The 18784-nt window shown below is 73.0% G+C and carries 15 protein-coding genes; 4 read left to right on the top strand and 11 right to left on the bottom strand.

Going from position 1 to position 18784, the window contains the following annotated elements; genetic code table 11:
- Positions 1-2: 2 nt before the first annotated feature.
- From ADL12_RS07555 to ADL12_RS07540, 4 genes are read left to right on the top strand one after another with little or no spacing between them, the layout of a single operon-like run.
- Positions 3-1088: a Gfo/Idh/MocA family oxidoreductase gene (locus ADL12_RS07555; protein WP_208614492.1), complete on the top strand. Its 1086-nt coding sequence runs from the start codon at positions 3-5 to the stop codon at positions 1086-1088.
- On the top strand, positions 1085-2215 hold the full coding sequence (locus ADL12_RS55470; RefSeq protein ID WP_062699866.1) for a cytochrome P450: 1131 nt from the start codon (positions 1085-1087) through the stop codon (positions 2213-2215). Before ADL12_RS07555 ends, ADL12_RS55470 begins: the two co-directional genes overlap by 4 nt.
- A 5-nt stretch (positions 2216-2220) precedes the next feature.
- Positions 2221-2994 (top strand): thioesterase II family protein, encoded by a 774-nt coding sequence (locus ADL12_RS07545; protein ID WP_062699864.1) that lies wholly within the window; start codon positions 2221-2223, stop codon positions 2992-2994.
- Between the two features lie 12 nt (positions 2995-3006).
- Positions 3007-4032, top strand: a complete 1026-nt coding sequence (locus ADL12_RS07540; protein ID WP_062699862.1) for a methyltransferase — start codon at positions 3007-3009, stop codon at positions 4030-4032.
- A 53-nt stretch (positions 4033-4085) separates the two neighbouring features.
- Here ADL12_RS07540 and ADL12_RS07535 read toward each other — a convergent pair whose 3' ends face one another.
- From ADL12_RS07535 to ADL12_RS07485, 11 genes are all read right to left on the bottom strand, one after another.
- Complete coding sequence (locus tag ADL12_RS07535; protein WP_062699860.1) at positions 4086-5822, bottom strand: ABC transporter ATP-binding protein; 1737 nt, start codon at positions 5820-5822, stop codon at positions 4086-4088.
- Positions 5819-7621, bottom strand: a complete 1803-nt coding sequence (locus tag ADL12_RS07530) for an ABC transporter ATP-binding protein (RefSeq protein WP_062699858.1) — start codon at positions 7619-7621, stop codon at positions 5819-5821. The genes ADL12_RS07535 and ADL12_RS07530 overlap by 4 nt, the downstream gene beginning before the upstream one ends.
- The gene (locus tag ADL12_RS07525) at positions 7618-8367 is read right to left on the bottom strand and encodes a class I SAM-dependent methyltransferase (protein WP_062699856.1); all 750 of its coding nucleotides are present in this window, start codon (positions 8365-8367) and stop codon (positions 7618-7620) included. The genes ADL12_RS07530 and ADL12_RS07525 overlap by 4 nt, the downstream gene beginning before the upstream one ends.
- Complete coding sequence (locus tag ADL12_RS07520; RefSeq protein WP_062699854.1) at positions 8354-9946, bottom strand: MFS transporter; 1593 nt, start codon at positions 9944-9946, stop codon at positions 8354-8356. The genes ADL12_RS07525 and ADL12_RS07520 overlap by 14 nt, the downstream gene beginning before the upstream one ends.
- Positions 9947-10041: 95 nt before the next feature.
- A complete protein-coding gene (locus ADL12_RS07515; protein ID WP_062699852.1) occupies positions 10042-10707 on the bottom strand; it encodes a TetR/AcrR family transcriptional regulator in 666 nt (221 codons plus the stop codon).
- A 15-nt stretch (positions 10708-10722) separates the two neighbouring features.
- Positions 10723-13206, bottom strand: a complete 2484-nt coding sequence (locus tag ADL12_RS07510; RefSeq protein WP_079051902.1) for an ABC transporter ATP-binding protein/permease — start codon at positions 13204-13206, stop codon at positions 10723-10725.
- The gene (locus ADL12_RS07505; protein WP_062699850.1) at positions 13203-14183 is read right to left on the bottom strand and encodes an ABC transporter permease; all 981 of its coding nucleotides are present in this window, start codon (positions 14181-14183) and stop codon (positions 13203-13205) included. The genes ADL12_RS07510 and ADL12_RS07505 overlap by 4 nt, the downstream gene beginning before the upstream one ends.
- Positions 14180-15751 (bottom strand): ABC transporter substrate-binding protein, encoded by a 1572-nt coding sequence (locus ADL12_RS07500; RefSeq protein ID WP_159053100.1) that lies wholly within the window; start codon positions 15749-15751, stop codon positions 14180-14182. The genes ADL12_RS07505 and ADL12_RS07500 overlap by 4 nt, the downstream gene beginning before the upstream one ends.
- Positions 15752-15881: 130 nt before the next feature.
- Entirely contained in the window at positions 15882-16763 is an 882-nt protein-coding gene (locus ADL12_RS07495) for a metal ABC transporter permease (RefSeq protein ID WP_062699845.1), read from the bottom strand.
- A complete protein-coding gene (locus tag ADL12_RS07490) occupies positions 16760-17566 on the bottom strand; it encodes a metal ABC transporter ATP-binding protein (RefSeq protein WP_062700013.1) in 807 nt (268 codons plus the stop codon). Before ADL12_RS07490 ends, ADL12_RS07495 begins: the two co-directional genes overlap by 4 nt.
- Before the next feature lie 68 nt (positions 17567-17634).
- Positions 17635-18570, bottom strand: a complete 936-nt coding sequence (locus ADL12_RS07485) for a metal ABC transporter solute-binding protein, Zn/Mn family (RefSeq protein WP_062699843.1) — start codon at positions 18568-18570, stop codon at positions 17635-17637.
- Positions 18571-18784: the final 214 nt, after the last annotated feature.

Genomic DNA, 18784 nt, shown 5'->3' with positions numbered 1-18784 from the left:
CCGTGACCCGAGTCGTCGTCTGCGGCACCGGTTTCGGCCGCGTGTACCTCAGTGCCTTCCGGGAACCGGGGCCTGACTTCCCTTTCCGGCTGACCGGCGTTCTCGGCCGGGGCAGCGCCCGCTCCAAGGCCTGCGCGGAACGCTATGGGGTCCCCCTGCTCACCGACCCCGACGAGGTGCCCCGACACGCCGACCTTGCCTGCGTGGTGGTGCCCAACGGGGTCGGTGGCGGGGGCGGCGCGGCGCTGGCGCAGCGGCTGATGGAGCACGGGGTGCATGTGCTGCACGAGCATCCGATCCACCAGGTGGAACTGGCAGCCTGCCTGCGCACAGCGCGCCGCCAGGGCGTCCAGTACCGGCTGAACACCTTCTATCCGCACCTGGCTCCGGTGCGCCGCTTCCTCGCCGCGGCCCGTCATCTGGCCGAGCGGCAGGAGCTGCTGTACGCGGAGGGCGCGTGCGCCGTGCACGTGTCGTACGACCTGATCGACATCCTCGGCCAGGCGCTCGGCGGACTGCGTCCCTGGCAACTCGGCGAACCCATGGCCGGCGGAGGGCCGTTCACGACCCTGGAGGGACGTCTCGGCGGAGTCCCCCTCACCCTGCGCGTCCTGAACCAGCTCGACCCTGAGGACCCCGACAACCACACACACCTCCTGCACCGGGCCACCCTCGGCTTCACCGGCGGCACGCTGATCCTGGCCGGAACGCACGGCCCGGTCCTGTGGAGCCCAGCCCTGCCCGCCCCGCGCGGGGACGACGGCGAGCTGGACTTCGACGCCGAGGCCCACCGTCTGGTGCACCTGCCGAGCGTCCAGCCGGTCGGCCCGGCCGAAGCGCCCACGCACCGGGAGGTGTACGCCGAGGCGTGGCCGGACGGCGTACGGCGGGCGCTGCGGGCGATGGCGGACTCGGCCGGGGCGGGTGAGGACCCGATGCGCGCGGGCCAGTACCACCTCACCCTCAGCCAGATCTGGCAGGACCTCACGGCCCGGCTCGGCTATCCGGACCTCGTACGCCGCCCCGCGCCGGAGCCGGTCACCGCGCCCGACCTGGTCGCGGCGGTGCGTGAGCGGGAGGGCCTGTGACCACCTCGGCGGCTGCTTCCAGCCCCTCCGCTGCTTTCAACCCACTCGACCTGAGGCACACGGACGACCCGTATCCCCGGCTGGCCGCGCTGCGCCGCGAACGGCCCGTCTCGACCCCGCTGCCCGGCTGGCACGTGGTGGTCCGCGACGCGGATGTGCGCGCGGTGCTGGCGGACCCGGCTCTCTGGTCGAGCCGCCGCAACAACACCTCCGTACCGGACACACCTGAAGCGGACCGGGAGTTGGCCCTCTCCCAGCTCGACCCGCCCGCGCACACACGGCTGCGGCGGCTCCTCTCCCCCGCCTTCGCCCGCACCGTCGTGGCGGAGCTGGAACCCGTCGTACGCGAACGGGCCGAGACGCTGGCGGGCCGCTTCGAGCAGGGCACGGACACCGATCTGGTCGCCGCGTTCACCGTGCCACTGCCGCGCGCCGTGCTGGCCGCCTTCTGCGGGGTGGACGAGGCCGATGCGGTGGCCTACGAACGGTGGGCCGGCACCTTCACCGACCTGCTCGGCCAACGGGCGCACCCCGAGTGGCCCGCCTTCGAACGCTGGGCGCTGCGGACCGCCGACGGCCCGGCCCTGAACGGTGTCCTGGAGCAGCTGGACCGCACCGAGGCGGTGACCTTCCTGCACTTCCTGATCGTGGCCGGGGTGCCCAACCTCCGCCATGCGCTGGGGAATCTCGTGCTGCGGCTGCTGCGCGAGGACCACTGGCGGGCCGAGGGACTGCCGGAGGCGATCGAGGAGTCGCTGCGCCTCGACCCGCCGGCGCTGTGGCAGATGCGTACCGCCACCCGCGACACCACCGTGGCCGACACACCCGTACGGGCCGGGGAGCGGGTGATCGCCGTCGTCGCCTCCGCCAACCGCGACCCGGCCCGCTGGGGTGCGGACGCCGACGCGTTCCGGCCCGACCGGCCGGGCGTGCGCGCCCATCTGGCGTTCGGCAAGGGCCCGCACGCCTGCCTCGGCGCCTCCCTCACCCGACTCCAACTGCGTGTGGCTGCCGAGGTGTTGACCAGGCGGTACCCGAAGATGCGGCTCGCCCCCGACTTCCGTTTCCGCCGTGCCGGCGACTTCATGAGCCGCGGCCCCGCCGCGCTTCCCGTCCACCTGGAGTGACTCCTGTGACCAGCTTTGCTTCCTCCTGGCTGCGCCGCCCGCTGCCCCGCCCGGCAGCGCGCGTGTCGGTGGTGTGCTGTCCGCACGCGGGCGGCAGCGCCGCCTTCTACACCGCCTGGGCCCGGCTGCTGCCGCCGCATGTGGAGCTCGTGGCTGTGCAGTACCCGGGCCGGCAGGACCGGCTCACGGAACCCGCCGCCGAGACCATGGACGCGCTCGCCGGTGCCGTCGCCGAGGCGCTGCGCGCCGACCGGCCGGACCGGGAGCACGTCCTGTTCGGGCACAGCATGGGCGCCTCGGTCGCCTGGGAGACCGCCCTGCGGCTGGAGCGCTCGGGCGCGGGCCCGCGGCATGTCGTCGTCTCCGGGCGTCCCGGACCACACCACCAGCGCCCCGGCACGGTGCACCTGCGGGACGACGACGGCCTCGCCGCCGAACTGCGCCGCCTCGACGGCACCCACGCCGCTCTGCTCGACGACCCCGAGGTACGGGCCGTGCTGCTGCCCGCCGTACGCGCCGACTACCGCCTCATCGAGACCTACCGCCCGGACACCACCGCCCGGCTGCACTGCTCCCTCACCGCCCTCACCGGGGACCGCGACGAGGAGGCCACGGAGGCGGACGTGGCGGCGTGGCGCAGCGCCACCTCGGGCGCCTTCGGCAGCCGGGTGCTGCCGGGCGGTCACTTCTACCTGGTCGCGCAGGTGGAGCGGGTCGTCGCGGCCGTCCTCGATGTCTGCGGCGCGTCCGCCCCTGCCGTGCACCCCGTACTCCCCTGAAGCTGGAGCGACATGACCACCCTTCCGGAAGCCGCCCCCTCGCGCGTCGACCTGGCCGCGCTCGCCGACCTCGTCACCCCGTGGGCGATCAGGGTCGCGGCGACCCTGCGCCTGGCCGACCACATCACCGCCGGTCACACGGCGCTGCCCGACCTCGCCCGGGCCGCGGGCGCCGACCCGGACGCGCTGCGCCGCATGCTGCGCGTGCTCACCGGCCGAGGCGTCTTCGCCGAGCCGGTCGAGGACACGTACGCCCTGACACCTGCGGCCGAACTCCTCAAGGAGAGCGGGGCGTTCGGGTTGCGCGCCTGGTACGACCTGGACGGCATGGGCGGGCGCATGGACCAGGCGTTCGGGCGCCTGCTGGACACCGTGCGCACCGGGGAGCCCGCCTACCCCCTCGTGCACGGCCGGTCCCTGTGGCAGGACACCCTGGACGACCCCGAACTCGCCCGCTCCTACGCCGACTTGATGGCCGCGCACACCAGGTTCGCGGCACCGGAGGTCGTCGCGGCGTACGCCTGGCCCGAGCGCGGACACGTGGTGGACGTCGGCGGCGGTTCCGGATCGCTGCTCACGCGGCTGCTCACCGCGCGCCCCGGGCTGCGCGGCACGCTGCTCGACCTGCCGGAGGCGGCCGAGGAGGCCGGGCGTGCGCTGGCGTCGGCCGGGCTGGCGGAGCGTGCCTCGGTGCATCCGGGCAGCTTCTTCGACCCGCTGCCCGCGGGAGCGGATCTGTATCTGCTCACCTGGGTCCTGCACGACTGGAGCGACGAAGAGGCCGAGCGGATCCTGCGCCGGTGCGCCGAAGCGGCCGGCGAGGACGGCAGGATCCTCGTCGTGGAGAACCTGGTCACGGACGGACGCCGCGCCGACGTGGCCGCGGCCATGGATCTACGGCTGCTGGTGCTGTTCAGCGGCCGTGAACGTACGCCCGGGCAGCTGGACGACCTGGTGACGCGGGCGGGGCTGCGGGTCACCGGCCGCCAGGTCACCGGAACCGGCATCCACCTGGTGACCTGCGCGCTCGCCGGGTGACACGCAAAGTGGAAGGGCGGCACGGTGATCCACCGTGCCGCCCTTCCACACATTTACGGACGCGCCGCCAGACGCCACCCGCTCGCCTGCTCCCGCTCGGCCCAGAACGCCGCATAGCGTCCGCCGAGCGCCATCAGCTCCTCATGGGTTCCCTGCTCGACGATCCGCCCGCCCTCCAGGAACGCGATCAGGTCGGCACCCCGGATGGTGTCGAGGCGGTGGGCGACGACCAGCACGGTCCGGTCCGCGGTGAGCGCGGTCAGGGCCTGCTGAACTGCGGCCTCGTTCTCGGCGTCGAGCGCCGAGGTCGCCTCGTCGAGCAGCACGATCGGGGCCTGCTTGAGCAGGGCACGGGCGAGGGAGATGCGCTGCCGCTCGCCGCCGGACAGGGCCGCGCCGCCCTCGCCGACACGGGCGGCCCAGCCGTCCGGGAGCCGCTCGGCGATCTCGTCGACGCGGGCGAGCCGCCCGGCCAAGCGCACTTCTTCGTCCGTGGCGTCCTCGCGTCCGGCGCGGATGTTCTCCTCGATCGTGCCTGCGAAGAGGTACACGTCCTGGAAGACCATGGCGAGCCGCGCCATCAGCTGGTCTGTCGTCAGATCGCGGACATCCGTGCCGCCCACGCGGACCGTGCCCGCCGTCACGTCCCAGAAGCGGGCCATGAGCCGCGTCACCGTCGTCTTGCCCGAGCCGGAGGGGCCGACCAGCGCCACGGTGTGCCCGGCGGGGACACGCAGGTCGAGCCCGTCGAGTACGGTGCGCCCGTCGCCGTAGTCGAAGGAGACACCGTCGAGTTCGATGCCGTACGCCTCCGGGAGCGGCGCCGCGGTCTCCGGCTGCGGCAGCGGATCGGCGGCCAGCGTCTCGTCCAGGCGCTCCAGGGTGCCGCGGGCCATCCGCAGGGAGCCGCCCAACTCGGCTGCGGCGCCCATGGGTTCGACGAAGCGCACGGCCAGCACGAGCACCGCGATCAGTTCACCGGCGCCGACCGATCCGTCCACCGCCAGGACCGTGCCGAGCAGCAGGACGCAGGTGAAGCAGAGCTGCACGGCGAGCGCGAAGCCCGCGATGCCGGGCACGCCGATGCGTACGGCGGCGCGGGCCCTGGCCTGCTGGTCGCGCAGGGCGGCGTCGAGGAGTTCATGGTCCTCGGCGGTCCGGCCGAAGGCCCGCAGCGCGGGCTGGTGCCGGGCGAACTCCACCAGCCGGTCCGCGGTCTCGGCCGCGGCGGCATGGGACTGCCGGTCGACGCGGGACATCAGCCGCCCGGACCAGCGGTACGCGGCGGCCGCGACCGGCGCCGCCACCACCATGGCCAGCGCGAGCCGCCAGTCGAAGACGAACGTGGCCAGGACGACGACGGCGGGCGTGACGAAGGCGTTGCACAGCGGCCGCAGCAGGTTGGCGGCGGCGTTCATCACCTGGACGACACCCTGTCCCGCCAACTGGCCCAGCGGGCCGGTGCGTTCGCCGCCGAACCAGCCGAGCGGCAGCGCGACGACATGGTCACCGATGCGGTGGTGCAGGGTGCGCCCGAGCTCGGCGCTGAAGCGATTGCCCCGCACGGTCGCGCCGAACGCGGCGGCCCCGTAGGCGACCGTCGCGGCAGCGAGGGCGGCGACCCACGGCCAGGCGGCCTCCGGGTCGTCCCCGAGGAGCCGGGTCAGCAGCGGCACCAGCAGGGCGTACGCCACTCCCTGGAGGGCGGCGGCGCCGGCCGCCCAGAGCAGGACGCGGCGCAGCCCCTCGGTCTGCTCCCGTCCCAGTACGCGTGTCAGCAGCGCGGTCATCGCGCGGCTCCCTTCTGCTGGAGGGCCCACATGCGGGCGTAGCGGCCGTCCAGGGCCAGCAGTTCGGCGTGAGTGCCCTGTTCGGCGATGTGTCCGCCGTCCAGGACGACGATGTGGTCGGCGTCCCGTACGGTCGCGAGCCGGTGGGCGATGACCAGCAGCGTGCGCCCCGCGGCCAGCGCGGACAGGGCCTGCTGGACGGCCGCCTCGGACTCGGGGTCGGCGAAGGAGGTCGCCTCGTCGAGGACGAGGACGGGCGCGTCGGCGAGCAACGCCCTTGCCACGGACAGGCGTTGGGACTCACCGCCGGAGAGCAACGCGTCCTCGCCGACCACCGAGTCGTAGCCGCGCGGCAGCACGGTGATCCGCTCATGGATGTGCGCGGCGCGCGCGGCCTGCTCCACGGCCACGTCGTCGGCATTCGGACGGCCGAGCCGGATGTTGTCGTGGACGGTCGTGCGCAGCAGATGGGGTTCCTGGAAGACGAAGGACACCTGGTGGTACAGGTCGTTCGGGTCGATGTCCCGGACGTCCGTGCCGCCGATCCGCACCGTGCCTGCGGTCGTGTCCCAGAAGCGGGGCACCAGCCGGGCGAGGGTGGACTTGCCCGAGCCGGAGGCGCCGACCAGGGCGGTGACGGTGCCCGGCCGCAGGGTCAGGTCGATGCCGCTCAGGACGTCCGTGGCACCGTCGTAGCTGAAGCCGACGCCGGTCAGCTCGACGCGGCCGTCCGCTCCCGGCGCCGCAGGCTCGGGCGCCTCGGGCAGGGCGGGGGCTGCCAGCAGCGCGTGGATCTCGCGGGCGCTCTGCAGGCCGCCCTGGACGGCGTGCCCGGACTGGGCGAGTCCCATCACGGACCCGGTCAGCGCCGGTCCCAGCAGGACGAACGGCACGAGGTCGACGGCGTCGGTCCAGCCCTGGGTGACGAACAGGGTGCCCGCGGCGGTGGCGACGAGCAGGGCGGCCGGGCCGGACAGGGCGAGGCCGGCTGACGTGCTCGCCCGCGTCGTACTCATGATCCAGTCACGGAAGAAGACGGAGAAGCTGTCGGCCGCGTCGTCGTAGGCGCGATGGGCGCGCGAGGTACGGCCGTATGCCTTGATCACCGTGATGCCGTGGACGAGCTCGACGACGGCCGCGTTCACGCCGCCCATCGCGCCGAAGAAGCGGGCCGTGACCTCCTCGCCGCCGGACATGGCCTGCTTGAAGAAGTAGGCGCCGAGCAGGAGCGGGAGCAGGGCGACGAGGGTGAGCCGCCAGTCCACGGTCAGCAGATAGACCAGAGCGGTCAGCGGCGCGACGACCGCGGCGGTGACCTCCAGCGCGGTGTGCGCGACCAGGTGGTGCAGCGTGGAGATGTTGTCGCCCGCCGCCTTCTTCACCTCGCCCGAGCTGTTCTCGGTGAACCAGCCGAGCGGCAACCGCCCGAGGTGCCGGGCTATGCGGCGGCGCAGCCCGAGTTGGAAGTCGGCGTCAGCGTGGTGGGTGAGGACGCCGGCGGTGGCGTACAGCACGAGCCGGGCCACCAGGGCCGCCACGGCGGTCCAGGCCGCGGCCCAGGCGCGGCTCTCGTCCGGGCCGCCGGACGCCAGCAGGGCACGGGCCAGTTCGGCGACCGCGATGAACGGGATCATCGAGCAGACCGCGGCGGCCGCCTGCGCGACGACCGCGGCGATCAGGCGCCCGCGTACAGGGGCGAGCAGGTCACCGAGGCCTGGCGGCTTGCCGGGGTCCTCCGGTGGCAGAGGGGCGGTGTCGGGGGTGCCCTCTCGCGTGTCCGCGAGGGCCGCGCCGGTCATGAGTGTTCCTCTCGGGTGGTGACGGGACGGAATACGGCGAAGTCGGGGGCGAGCGGCGTGCAGAGGAGTCCGGCGGCGCCGGCTTCCTCGGCGAGGACGTCGATGCCGATCCCCGACCAGGGCAGCGGTACGGCGTGTTCACGGACGACCGTCTCCCCGTCGCGCACGCGGTAGGTGAGGGTCCAGCCGTCGTCGGCGCCCTCACTCCACGACTCGTAGGTCAGGTCGCCCACGCGACGCGTCGCCAGCCGCAGCGGGGCCCGGGTCGGGGGTGCGGTGCGGTCGAGGACGTCGACGACGGCGGGCGCTCCGGGCGCCAGCCGCTCGCTCAACAGCCGCCACAGCGCGGCGCGTTCAGCGGACCCGAGATGTCCTACGACGCCCAGGGCGACGGCCGCGCACAGGCGGCCCGGCAGCCGCGCGTCGTGGACCGTGCCCGCGGTGACGGTGACCCGCTCGGCGAGCGCGGAGCGGCAGGCGAGCCGGGTGGACAGCGCGATGCGCATCCCGGCGGACGGCTCCACCGCCAGCACCTGCGCGCCGGGAACGGCGTCGGCGGCGGCCTCGGTGGACAGACCGGTGCCCGCGCCGATGTCGAGCAGGGGTCCGTCCGCCGGGTCGACGCCGTCCAGGGCACGGTGCAGCAGCGGGCCGAGCCGCGCCCAGGCGGGAGCGGCGAGCAGGTCGTAGAACTCGGCGGCCGGACCGTAGAGGTCGTGGACGGCGGTGGTGTCAGGCAGGGGCATCGGCCGGCTCCTTCGCGGTCAGCTGGTCCCGGTCGCGGATGAGCGTCCACGAGGCGAGGGCGGCGAGCAGGCTGACCACGGCCGCCGCGAGGCAGATCGTCGCCAGGCCGCCGGTGAGCGCGGAACGGGCCGCGTCGAGGACCGGTTCACGGGCGGCGGTCGGCAGGGCGCGTTCGAGCTGTCCGAACTGCCCGGCGGCCACGGCGTCCCTCACCTGTTGCCGCATGCCTTCCGGGACGTTGAGCGCGGCGAGCCGCGCGTCGTCGAGGTCGTTGTCGATGCGGGTGCTGAACACGGCGCCGAAGGCGGCCACTCCGGCCGCCGTGCCGAGCGGGAAGAACGTGTTGGTCATCCCGGACGCCATACCCGCCCGCTCCGGCGGTACGACTCCGACGGCGATGCCCATCAGTGGCGGAAAGGCGATCGCCCCGCCGATGCCGAGCAGCACCAGTCCGGGCAGCATCACCAGCCAGGAGTCGTCGGGCCCGACCCGCGCCATGGTGAGCAGCCCGACCGCGGTGATCCCCGTGCCGAGCGCCATGACACCACGCGTCGGCATCAGCTTCAGGAACAGCCCGCTGAAGGGAGCGACCAGCATGATGAAGGCCGTCATCGCCAGCAGACGCAGCCCGGTGCCCAGCGGGCTGTACCCGAGCATCCCCGACAGCCACAGGATCAGGTACGGCAGCACACCGAAGCTGACGACCCGGCAGACGAAGCTGAGCACGATCGCGCCGGTGAACGACGGCACCCGCAGCAGCCGTACGTCGAACATCGCCGCGTCTCGGCGCTTCACCTCCCACGCCGTGAACGCGGCGACGAGCAGCGCCCCGGCGACGAGGGGCAGCAGGGCGGAGGCCGAGGTCCAGCCGTCCTCGGGGCCGGTCACCAGGCCGTAGTTGAGGCCGAGCAGCGCCCCGGCGGCGAGGAGCAGCCCGCCGAGGTCGAACCGGCCTTCGGGGCGGGGCAGTTGGCCGGTGCGGTCGCCCGGCACGCGCAGCACGGTGCCGACGAGGATGAGGACGCCGACCGGCAGGTTGAGGTAGAAGATCCACCGCCAGTCGAGGCCCTCCACCACGGCGCCGCCCACCAGCGGGCCGAGGGCGGCCGCGACGCCGCCCGCCGCGGAGAACATCCCGATGGCCGACTGGCGGCGCCGACTCTCGTAGGCCCCGGCGATGAGGGCGAGCGCGGTCGACATCACCATCGCCCCGCCCAGGCCCTGCACGGCGCGGCAGGCGATCAGCGTCCCGACGCCGGGTGCGGCACCGCAGCCCGCCGACGCGGCGGTGAAGACCGCGACACCGGTCAGGAACATGCTGCGGCGGCCTATGCGATCGGACAACGCGCCCGCGGGCAGCAGGAGGGCGGCGAAGGCCAGCGTGTAGGCGTTCACCACCCACTGGAGGCCGGTCAGTCCGGCGTCGAGATCGGCGGCGACTTCGGGCAAGGCGACGTTGACGACGGTGATGTCCAGCGTCATCAGCACGGCGGCCAGTGACGTCATGGCGAGCAGCCAGCCGCTGCCGGCCGCCGGGCCGGTCTCGGCGGCCGGCTCCTGGCGTACGTCCTGGGTCATGGGCAAACCCCTTGTAGACATGGGTATACGGCGTATACATGTGGGCGGACGGAGACCGACGAGGCACCGCGTGCGAAGTACGTGCCCCTCGAGCCTCAGTCGGGCAGCAAGCCCCGTAGAAGGGCCCTCAGGCCGGGCACGAACGCGTCCTCCGCCTCCGCCTGGCGCGGCGGGCGGGCCAGCATCCGGGCCAGCCGGGGATGGTCGGTCATACGGACTCGGGTCATCAGCTCATGCCGGGCGGGGCGGCCCTCTGGCCGCAGCGCGGGCAGGTACGACAGGTGCCCGAAGGTGTACCACCACAGCGCCCAGTAGGCGTCGGCCGCCTCCTCCTCGGTGAGCCCGGCCTCCTCCAGGAGCGCCAGCACATGCTCGACGAACCGGGAGGCGCGCGGCCCGAACAGCTCGCCGGCCTTCAGGACTTCGGCCACCCACGGCTCGGCCGTCAAGTGGTCGTGCAGCACACGGAAGGCCAGGACCAGCCGGTCCGAGGGCGCCCCGTCGCTGTCCGGGAGCACCAGTTGCTCGGCCACGTCGTCCAGCATCGCGACCAGCAGCTCGCGCTTGTCGCCCACGTGCCGGTACAACGCCATGGCCGTCACGCCGAGTTCCGCCGCGACACGGCGCAGCGTGACCGCCGACAGCCCCTCGTCGCGGGCCACCCGCCGCCCGGCGGCCACGACGGTCGCCCGGTTCAGCGGGGCGCGGCGCTTGCCGGTCCCGGGGCGCGTTCCGTCGCTGTCGGTCGTCGAGCTCGGCATACCGCCACCTTAAGGTCACCGTGTCACGTCCTCTCCGGCGGGCCGCGTCCGGTGCGGCAGCGCCGCCACCAGGGCGCGGGTCACGTCGTGCTCGGGCCGGCTCAGCACCCGGGCCGCCGGCCCCGTCTCACGGATCCGGCCGTCGTGCAGGACCGCCACCCGGCCGCCGAGGCGGGCGGCGACCGACAGGTCGTGCGTGACCATGACGACGGCGATCCCCAACTCCGCCCGCAAACCTGCGATCAGCTCGGTGACCGCGGCCGCCACCGACGGATCCAGGGCGCTGGTCACTTCGTCGCAGAGCAGCACCTCCGGGCCCGCGGCCAGCGCTCGCGCCAGGGCCACCCGCTGCCGCTGCCCGCCCGACAGGGCTCCGGGGAGCCGTCCGCCCAGCTGCGGATCCAGGCCCACCTGCGCGAGCAGCCGGTCCACTTCCGCCGGTTGCCGCGCCGCCGGTATGTCAGGGCGGAACACGAGCGGGCGGCCGACGATCGCGGCCACGGTGTGGCGCGGGTTGAGCGAGGCGTACGGGTCCTGGGGGACGAGCTGCACTCGGCGGCGCTGCCCGGGTTCACGGTCGCGCACGTCGCGGGCCAGCTCCTCGCCATGCAGGCGTATCTCGCCTCGCGTGGGGGTGTCGAGTCCGGCGAGACAGCGCAGCAGGGTCGTCTTGCCGCAGCCGGAGGGGCCGACCACGGACAGGCAGTCTCCTGGGCCGAGGGCGAGGGACACCCCCTCGAGCACCGGCTTTTCCCGGGCGAGTGCGATCTCGGACGCGCGCAACAGGGCGCCCTCGCCCTCGGGTTCATCCGGGCCGGCCGACGCGAGGGCTCCGGGGCGGGCGGCCGCGACCAGCGCTCTCCCGCGTTCACTCACCGGATCGGTCAACACGGCTTCTGCGGGCCCGAGTTCGACGATCCGCCCGCCGTCCATGACGGCCACCCGGCCGGCCACGGAGGCGACCGACGCGAGGTCGTGCGAGACGAGCAGGACCGCCGTGTCCGTCTCGCGCCGCAGCCGGGTCAGGTCGGCGAGGAACGCGGCGGCGGTGACGGTGTCGAGGGCGCTGGTCGGTTCGTCGAGGACCAGCAGCCGGGGTTCGGCGGCGAGGGTCACCGCCAGCGCGGCCCGCTGACGCTGGCCTCCCGACAGCTGATGCGGCAGGCGGTGGGCGACCTCCTGCGGCCGGTCGAGCCCCGCGAGCCGCAGCGCCCGCTCGATCCGCTCCGGCCACTGCTCCCTTGGTACTTGGCGAGCCCGCATCACCTCGCTGATCTGGGTGCCGACCCGCAGATGCGGGGCGAGCGCGGTGCGCGGATCCTGGGCGACGTACCCGCACACGGATGCGCGCAGCCGCCGTAGCCGACGCTCGTCCAGCGTCATGGGGTCATGACCGTCGAGCCGTACGGCGCCGCCCGTGTGCCGCAGCCCCGGCGCGACATGCCCCAGTGCCGCGAGGACGAGCGTGGTCTTGCCGCTGCCCGACTCCCCCACGACGGCGAGGAGTTCACCGGGCGCGAGGTCGAGGTCCACAGCGTCCAGCACCGTGTGTCCTTCGCCGCGCTCGACACGCAACCCGCGCACGGACAGCAGAGCCCCCGACACCTCAGAAACACCCTGCGCGACCTTGCGCCGACGGCCGACGACCCTCGCCTCCGGTCCGGGGAACGCGACGTCGAGCAGCAGGTTCGTGGCGAGCAGGAGGACGAGGAGCAGGACCGCGGGCGCGAGGACCGCGAGGGGCTGAAGGGTGAGGCCGTCGCGGTTCTCGAGGACCATCAACCCCCAGTCGGCGGCGGGCGGTTGGGCACCGTATCCGAGGAAGGCAGCGGTGGCGACGACCGTCACCGCGCCCAGGAAACGCACCCCTGCGTCGGCCGCGAGCACCGGAGCGAGGTTGGGCAGCACCTCGCGCCCCAGCACGTTCGCCGTGCGCTCGCCGCGGGCGACGGCGACCTCCACATAGTCCTGGGAGAGGATGCGCAGGGTCGCGGCCCGGACCACGCGGATGCTCTCCGGCAGCAGGACGAGCCCGGCCGCGAGTGCGACGCCCGCCGTGCCGCGCCCGGTGGCCACGACCACCACGCTCAGCAGCAGGAAGGCGGGCAGCCCGAGCAGGACGTCGGCCAGGCGCAGGATCAGGGTGTCGGTCCATCCCTTGCGGTAGGCGGCGGTCATCCCGGCGACCGCGCCCAGGGCGCAGACCGCGGCCGTGACCAGGAGCCCGTTCAGCAGCAGGGAGCGGCCGCCGGACAGCACCCGGCTGAGCACGTCGGAGCCCAACCGGTCGGTTCCGAGGGGGGCTTGGCGGCTGCCGGGCGCGTACGGGATGTCCAGGGGCTCGGTCACGGGGTACGGCGCGAACAGTGGTCCGAGCAGGGCGACGGCGGCGACGAGCAGCAGGACGGCCAGCGCGGCTCGTCCACGCCATCGCCGCCGTGCCGGCCCGTCGGCCTCGGGGGCCGCCAGGGTCGGCGGACGTTCGGAGATCAGGGTCATCGCGGGCGCCTCTGCACGGGATCGAGGAGCGGTACGGCCAGGTCGGCGAAGAGGTTGGCGGCCACCGCGACGGCCGCGCCGAGCAGGGCCACCGCCTGCACCACCGGGACGTCCCGGGCCGCCGTGGCGTCCACCAGGAGCGCGGCGATGCCCGGGTAGCCGAACAGGGACTCCGCGACGAGCGCCCCGCCCAGCAGGTAGGCGACGGAACGGGCGAGCATCGGGACGGCGGGGCCGAGCCCGGCGGGCAGGACGTAGCGCAGGGCGACCCGGCTCTCGGGCACCCCGTTCAGTCGCGCGGCCTCCACCGCCGGGGAGCGCGCGGCCTCGGCCACGCCCGCCCGCACCAGCCGAAGGTTCTGGGCGAGACACACCGAGACGAGGGTGATCACGGGCAGGACCAGCACGGACGGTTCGTCGAGCGGACCCTGCCCGGCACCGAGCAGGGACACGGCGGGCAGCCAGCCGAGACCGGCCGCGAACACCGCCATCAGCAGAGCGCCCGTGACGAACTCCGGTACGGCGGCCAGCCCGAGAGCCGTGCCGGAGACGAGCCGGTCACCACGCCGCCCGGCCCGCAGCCCCGCCCACAGCCCCAGTCCCACGGCGAGCGGCACCAGCACGGCCGTGGCGGCGAGCCCCAGCACCAGGGAGTTACCGAACCGGTCGGCGATCACCTCGCCGACCGGCCGCCCGCTCGCGTAACTGGCACCGAAGTCACCCCGCACGGCGTGCCCGAACCAGTCGAGGTACCGCAGCGGCGCGGGCCGGTCCAGCCCCAGCCGGTCCCGCAGCGCCGCGACGGCGTCCGCGGGGGCCTGCGGGCCCAGCCGGGCAGTGGCCGCGTCGCCGGGGGCGGCCTCGGTGGCGGCGAACACCAGCACGGACACGGCGAACAGCACGAGCAGCGCGCCTGCGCTCCGCGCCGGCCACAAGCGAGACCGCGGGCGCCGGACTCGCGACTGCGACGAGCTCATTCGACGAACGCGTCCCGCAGACTGGGAAAGTCCGCGTAGCCGCGCGACTTCACCCCGTGCGCCTTCGCGGCCGAGCCGGACACCGTGGGCACCCGCGCGAACAACGCGTCCCCGCCATGCTCATGGAGATGCCGCAGGAGGTCCGTCACGCGCGCCCGGCGATCCGCCTCCCGCGTGGCGCGGTTCATGGCGGCGATCAGCGGGTCGAGTTCTGCCGCGCCCTTGGTTCCGGTGAGCGGGAAGGAGGCCGTCGAGCCGTAGTACGTGCGGATCGCCAGCGGCAGCGGATTGGGGTGGTAGGCGGCGGTCTGGACGGGCGTGCTGAGGATGGTCTTGAAGTCGCTGTAGTAGTCAGCGGCGGGCACCTTGTCGAGCGTCGCCTTGATCCCGGCCTTCGCCAGCATCGGCACCATCGCGGTGGCGCTCTCCTCGGTGCCGTAGTCGTAGTCGGAGGTGCGGATCCGTACGGAGAGCCCTTCCTGGCCGGCCTGGGCGAGAAGCTTCTTGGCCTGCTCGGGGTCGTACTCGGTCTGCGCGATGTCACTGTCGTAGTACGGCTGGTGCGCGCCCACCAGGTCGTTACCGACCTCGCCCTGACCGAGGGTCACGGTGCGCACCAGGGACTCGCGGTCGAGCGCGAGCTTCACGGCGCGGACGACGCGTGCGTCCGTGAAGGGCTTCAGCCCCAGGTTCATGGGGAGGTTGAGGTCGACCCACAGGTCCTTGGGCGGCGTCTCGATGCGCAGGGCGCTGTTGCCGCGTTCGGTGCGTACGGCGGTGAGGGCGAGCCCGCCGGCGTACTCGAACTGGCCCGACTTCAGGCCGCTGAGCCGGGCGGCCGCGTCGGTGACGGAGATCAGCTCGAGCTCGTCCAGGTACGGGCCGCCGCCCGCCGCGTCCCAGTAGTCCTTGCGCGGGACCAGCACGCTGCTGCGCCCGGCCTGCCACTGCTTGAGCACGTACGGCCCGCTGCCCACGGCCTTGGCGAGGTTCTTGGTGCCGTCCGGGAACACGAACATCGAATGAGCGAGGGCGAGATCGAAGAACCCGTCGGCCATGGTGAGGGGCAGTTCGACGGTCCGCGCGTCGCGGGCGCGCGCGTTCTTGAGGTCGAGGTGAGTGGCGAAGCCGCCCTGCGGGCTCCGCTTCTCGACGAGCGTGCGCAGACTGAACAGCACGTCGTGGGCGGTGAGTTGGCGTCCGTCGCTGAAGGTGACGCCCTTCCTGACCCGTACGGTCCACTTCGTCGCGTCGGAGTTGGGTTCGACGGTCTCCGCCAGCCGCCAGACGGGCTTGCCGCCGTCCAGCTCACCGAGGCTGTCCCAGACGACCCGGGCGCGCACGTAGTCGATACCGACCCCGGCGGCGAGCGTGGGGTCGGTGGACTCCGCGCTTCCCCCGATGAACGCCGCCCGCAGCTTCCCGCCCCTGCGCGGGGCGACGGACGGCTCGGCGCCGGCGGGCTGTTCCTTCCCGCTCCCGTTTCCGCAGCCCGCCAGCACTCCGCCGACGGCGACCGCAGCCGCCCCTCCCGCGACACCGCGCAGCGCGGCACGCCGACCTATCACGCCGGTTCCCTCTCCCCTTGCACACACCGGACCCGGGCAGCCGAACGACCGGATGCCCGAGGTATACGACGTACACACAGTACCGGTCTCGAAAATCGTTTTCAATAAGCGCGGGTGGTCCGCCTGAGCGTCAGCCGGGCTCGGGAACCGTTCTCCCGGCCCCCCACTGCCGAGTCCGGTACGTACCCACCAGCCGGCACACGAGGTAGATCGCGAACGAGATCGTGGTGACGTACGGGCTGATGGGGATGGAGCTGCCCAAGGCCAGCAGGATGCCGCCCTCGATGGAGGCCATCGCGAAGACGACGCTCAGCACGGGCAGCAGCACGGGCGAGGCAGTGATCCGGGCCGCGGCGGCCGCGGGCGTGACGAGCAGACTGAGGACCAGCAGCGCGCCGACGATCTGCACGGACAGCGCAACCGCGAGGCCGAGCACGAGCATGAAGGTGAACGACAACCCCCGCACCGGCACACCTCGCGCCTCGGCCACATCCGGGTCGGCGCTGGCGAAGGCGAGCGGCCGCCACATCACCGCCAGCGCCACGAGCACCACCGCCGACGTGCCGAGCAGCCACGACATCTGCGGGGTGTCGACGGTGACGATCTGTCCGGTGAGGATGCCGAACTTGTTCGCCGCCCGCCCCTCGTACAGCGCGAGGAAGAGCACGCCCAGTCCGAGGCCGAACGGCATGAGCGTGCCGATCACCGAGTTGCGGTCCCGGGCGCGGGAGCCGAGCAGACCGATCGCCCCGGCCGCGATCAGCGACCCCGCGATCGAGCCGGCCACGATGTTCACGCCCAGCAGCAGCGCGGCCGAGGCGCCCGCGAACGACAACTCGCTGATCCCGTGCACCGCGAACGGTAGGTCCCGCATGATCACGAAAACGCCCACCAGGCCGCCGATCAGGCCGAGGGCGGCGCCGGCGACGAGGGAGTTGCGGACCAGGTCCAGCAGTTCGCCGTAGTTGTCGAAATTGAAGATCTGCTGCCAGATACCGTCGGCCATCGTCATGGCAGTACTCCGCGGGGTGGTTCATGGTGATGCGCCGGTGCCGTCGCCTCGTCGGGCACCCCCACGACCGTGATCCGGTCCCGGACGCGGATGACATCGACCTGTGTGCCGTACAGCTGCGACAGGGACTCGGAGGTCAGCACCTCGTCGGGTGTCCCGACCCGGTAGCCACCCCGGGCGAGGTACAGCACGCGGTCCACCATGCCCAGCACGGGGTTGATCTCGTGGGTCACGAAGACCACCGCCGTGCCGTGGGAGCGGCGTCGGGCATCGACCAGTTCCGTGACCGCCCGCTGGTGGTGCAGGTCGAGGGAGAGCAAGGGTTCGTCGCACAGCAGGATGCGGGGATCGGTCGCCAGGGCCTGCGCGATGCGTACCCGCTGCCGTTCGCCGCCGGAGAGCAGGCCGACCGGGACGTCCGCGTAGGCGGCGGCCCCCACCGACTCGAGGACTTCGTCCACTTGGCGACGCACCGCGCGCGTCCGCAGTCGGGGCCCGAAGCCGTGCCCGTCGATGCCGAAGCGGACCAGGTCGCGGGCCCGCAGCATGGCGTGCGCGGACAGCGTCGCCTGCTGCGGGACGTAGCCGATGTGCCGGCTGCCGCCGTGGGGCGGGTGGCCCAGGACCGTCAACGTGCCCGCCGACAACCGCCGTTGCCCCAGCAGGGCGCGCACGAGGCTGGTCTTGCCCGATCCGTTGGGGCCGAGCACCGCCAGGAACTCCCCGGGCCACACGTCGAGGTCCATCTCCTGCCACAGCACGCGCTCGCCGTAGGACAAGGCAGCTCCGCGCAGGCTGATCACCGCGGCGTCGGCCCCAGGATCGTCGATCCTGGCCTCTCTGGCGCGGGGCAACGACGCCACAGCGACCCTCACTTGCCCAGAGCGCTCGCGAGCGCGTCGACGTTGGCGGTCATCCAGCCGACGTAGCCCTTGCCCTCGGGCAGAGTCTCGGTCACGGGGACGACGGGGATCCCGGCGGCCTTGGCCGCCTGCTCGACCTTCTCGGTCTGCGGGCCGGTGGTCTGGTCGTTGTAGACCAGCGCTTTCACCTGCTTGCCGGTGAACAGCGCCAGCGTTTCCTGCAGCCTCCGCGGGGAGACGTCGTCGCCTTCCTCGATCGCCTCGCTGAACTCCTCCGGTGTCTTGTTGACCAGTCCGCTCGCCTCGGTCATGTACAGCGGTACGGGCTCGGTGATGGCCACTGGCTCACCGCCGTGGTCGGCCTTGATCTGCGCTTCCTTCGTCTCCAGGGGCTTGAGCTTCGCCTTGAACGTCCCGGCGTTCCTCGTGAAGGTGGCGGCGTCGTCGGGTGCCGCCTTGCCCAGGGCGGCCGCTATCCGGTCGGCGAGCCTGGCGACGGTGGGGAAGTCGTACCAGACGTGCTCGTTGAGCTCTCCGCCCGCAGGGGCGCTCTTCCCGGAGACATCGACCGCGTTGATCACCTCGGCGGACGAACCGCCGCTCTTGAGCATGCGGTCGATGAAGTCGTCGTAACCGCCGCCGTTCTCGATGACGACCTTCGCCTTGGACAGCGCCAACTGGTTCTGCGTGTTGGCCTCGTAGGAGTGCGGGTCCCGGTCGGGATCCCTGATGATCGAAGTGACCTGGACCTTCCCGCCGCCTATCTGCTCGGCGATGTCCCCGTAGACATTCGTCGAGGCCACCACCGGGACCGAGGACGAGGCGGCCGGGCGCTGCGCGGCCTCGTCCTCACCTCTGGAATCGGACGAACTGCCGCAACCGGCAAGGAAGACCAGGGAGATGCCGGCTGTGAACGCCCAACAGCGGGACGAGGACACACGCATGGATTCCTCCGCGGCACGGTGATGTATCCGCCGAGCTCAGCCGGTCCCGGCTTCAGCACCACGCTAGGTGGAAACGAGTGTCAAGACCATCTCTCAGTCATACAACATGGCATTCATTACCGAAAAGTTTACCCTCCGCATGCCTTTCCGGCTCAGGTGAGACTGGTGCGCAATATCGCTCATGGGGCGACAATTGACATACCGCGTCGAAGAC

It is taken from the genome of Streptomyces regalis (assembly GCF_001509475.1).
GTDB lineage: Bacteria > Actinomycetota > Actinomycetes > Streptomycetales > Streptomycetaceae > Streptomyces > Streptomyces regalis.
Note: the sequence above shows the minus strand (reverse complement) of the source record. Positions and strands in the feature narration are given on the sequence as shown.

Excerpts from the sequence above, each read along its gene's own strand:
- ADL12_RS07540 (WP_062699862.1), top strand. The coding sequence starts at position 3,007 with ATGACCACCCTTCCGGAAGCCGCCCCCTCGCGCGTCGACCTGGCCGCG.
- ADL12_RS07535 (WP_062699860.1), bottom strand. The coding sequence starts at position 5,822 with ATGACCGCGCTGCTGACACGCGTACTGGGACGGGAGCAGACCGAGGGG.
- ADL12_RS07530 (WP_062699858.1), bottom strand. The coding sequence starts at position 7,621 with ATGACCGGCGCGGCCCTCGCGGACACGCGAGAGGGCACCCCCGACACC.
- ADL12_RS07525 (WP_062699856.1), bottom strand. The coding sequence starts at position 8,367 with ATGCCCCTGCCTGACACCACCGCCGTCCACGACCTCTACGGTCCGGCC.
- ADL12_RS07520 (WP_062699854.1), bottom strand. The coding sequence starts at position 9,946 with ATGACCCAGGACGTACGCCAGGAGCCGGCCGCCGAGACCGGCCCGGCG.
- ADL12_RS07515 (WP_062699852.1), bottom strand. The coding sequence starts at position 10,707 with ATGCCGAGCTCGACGACCGACAGCGACGGAACGCGCCCCGGGACCGGC.
- ADL12_RS07510 (WP_079051902.1), bottom strand. The coding sequence starts at position 13,206 with ATGACCCTGATCTCCGAACGTCCGCCGACCCTGGCGGCCCCCGAGGCC.
- ADL12_RS07505 (WP_062699850.1), bottom strand. The coding sequence starts at position 14,183 with ATGAGCTCGTCGCAGTCGCGAGTCCGGCGCCCGCGGTCTCGCTTGTGG.
- ADL12_RS07495 (WP_062699845.1), bottom strand. The coding sequence starts at position 16,763 with ATGACGATGGCCGACGGTATCTGGCAGCAGATCTTCAATTTCGACAAC.
- ADL12_RS07485 (WP_062699843.1), bottom strand. The coding sequence starts at position 18,570 with ATGCGTGTGTCCTCGTCCCGCTGTTGGGCGTTCACAGCCGGCATCTCC.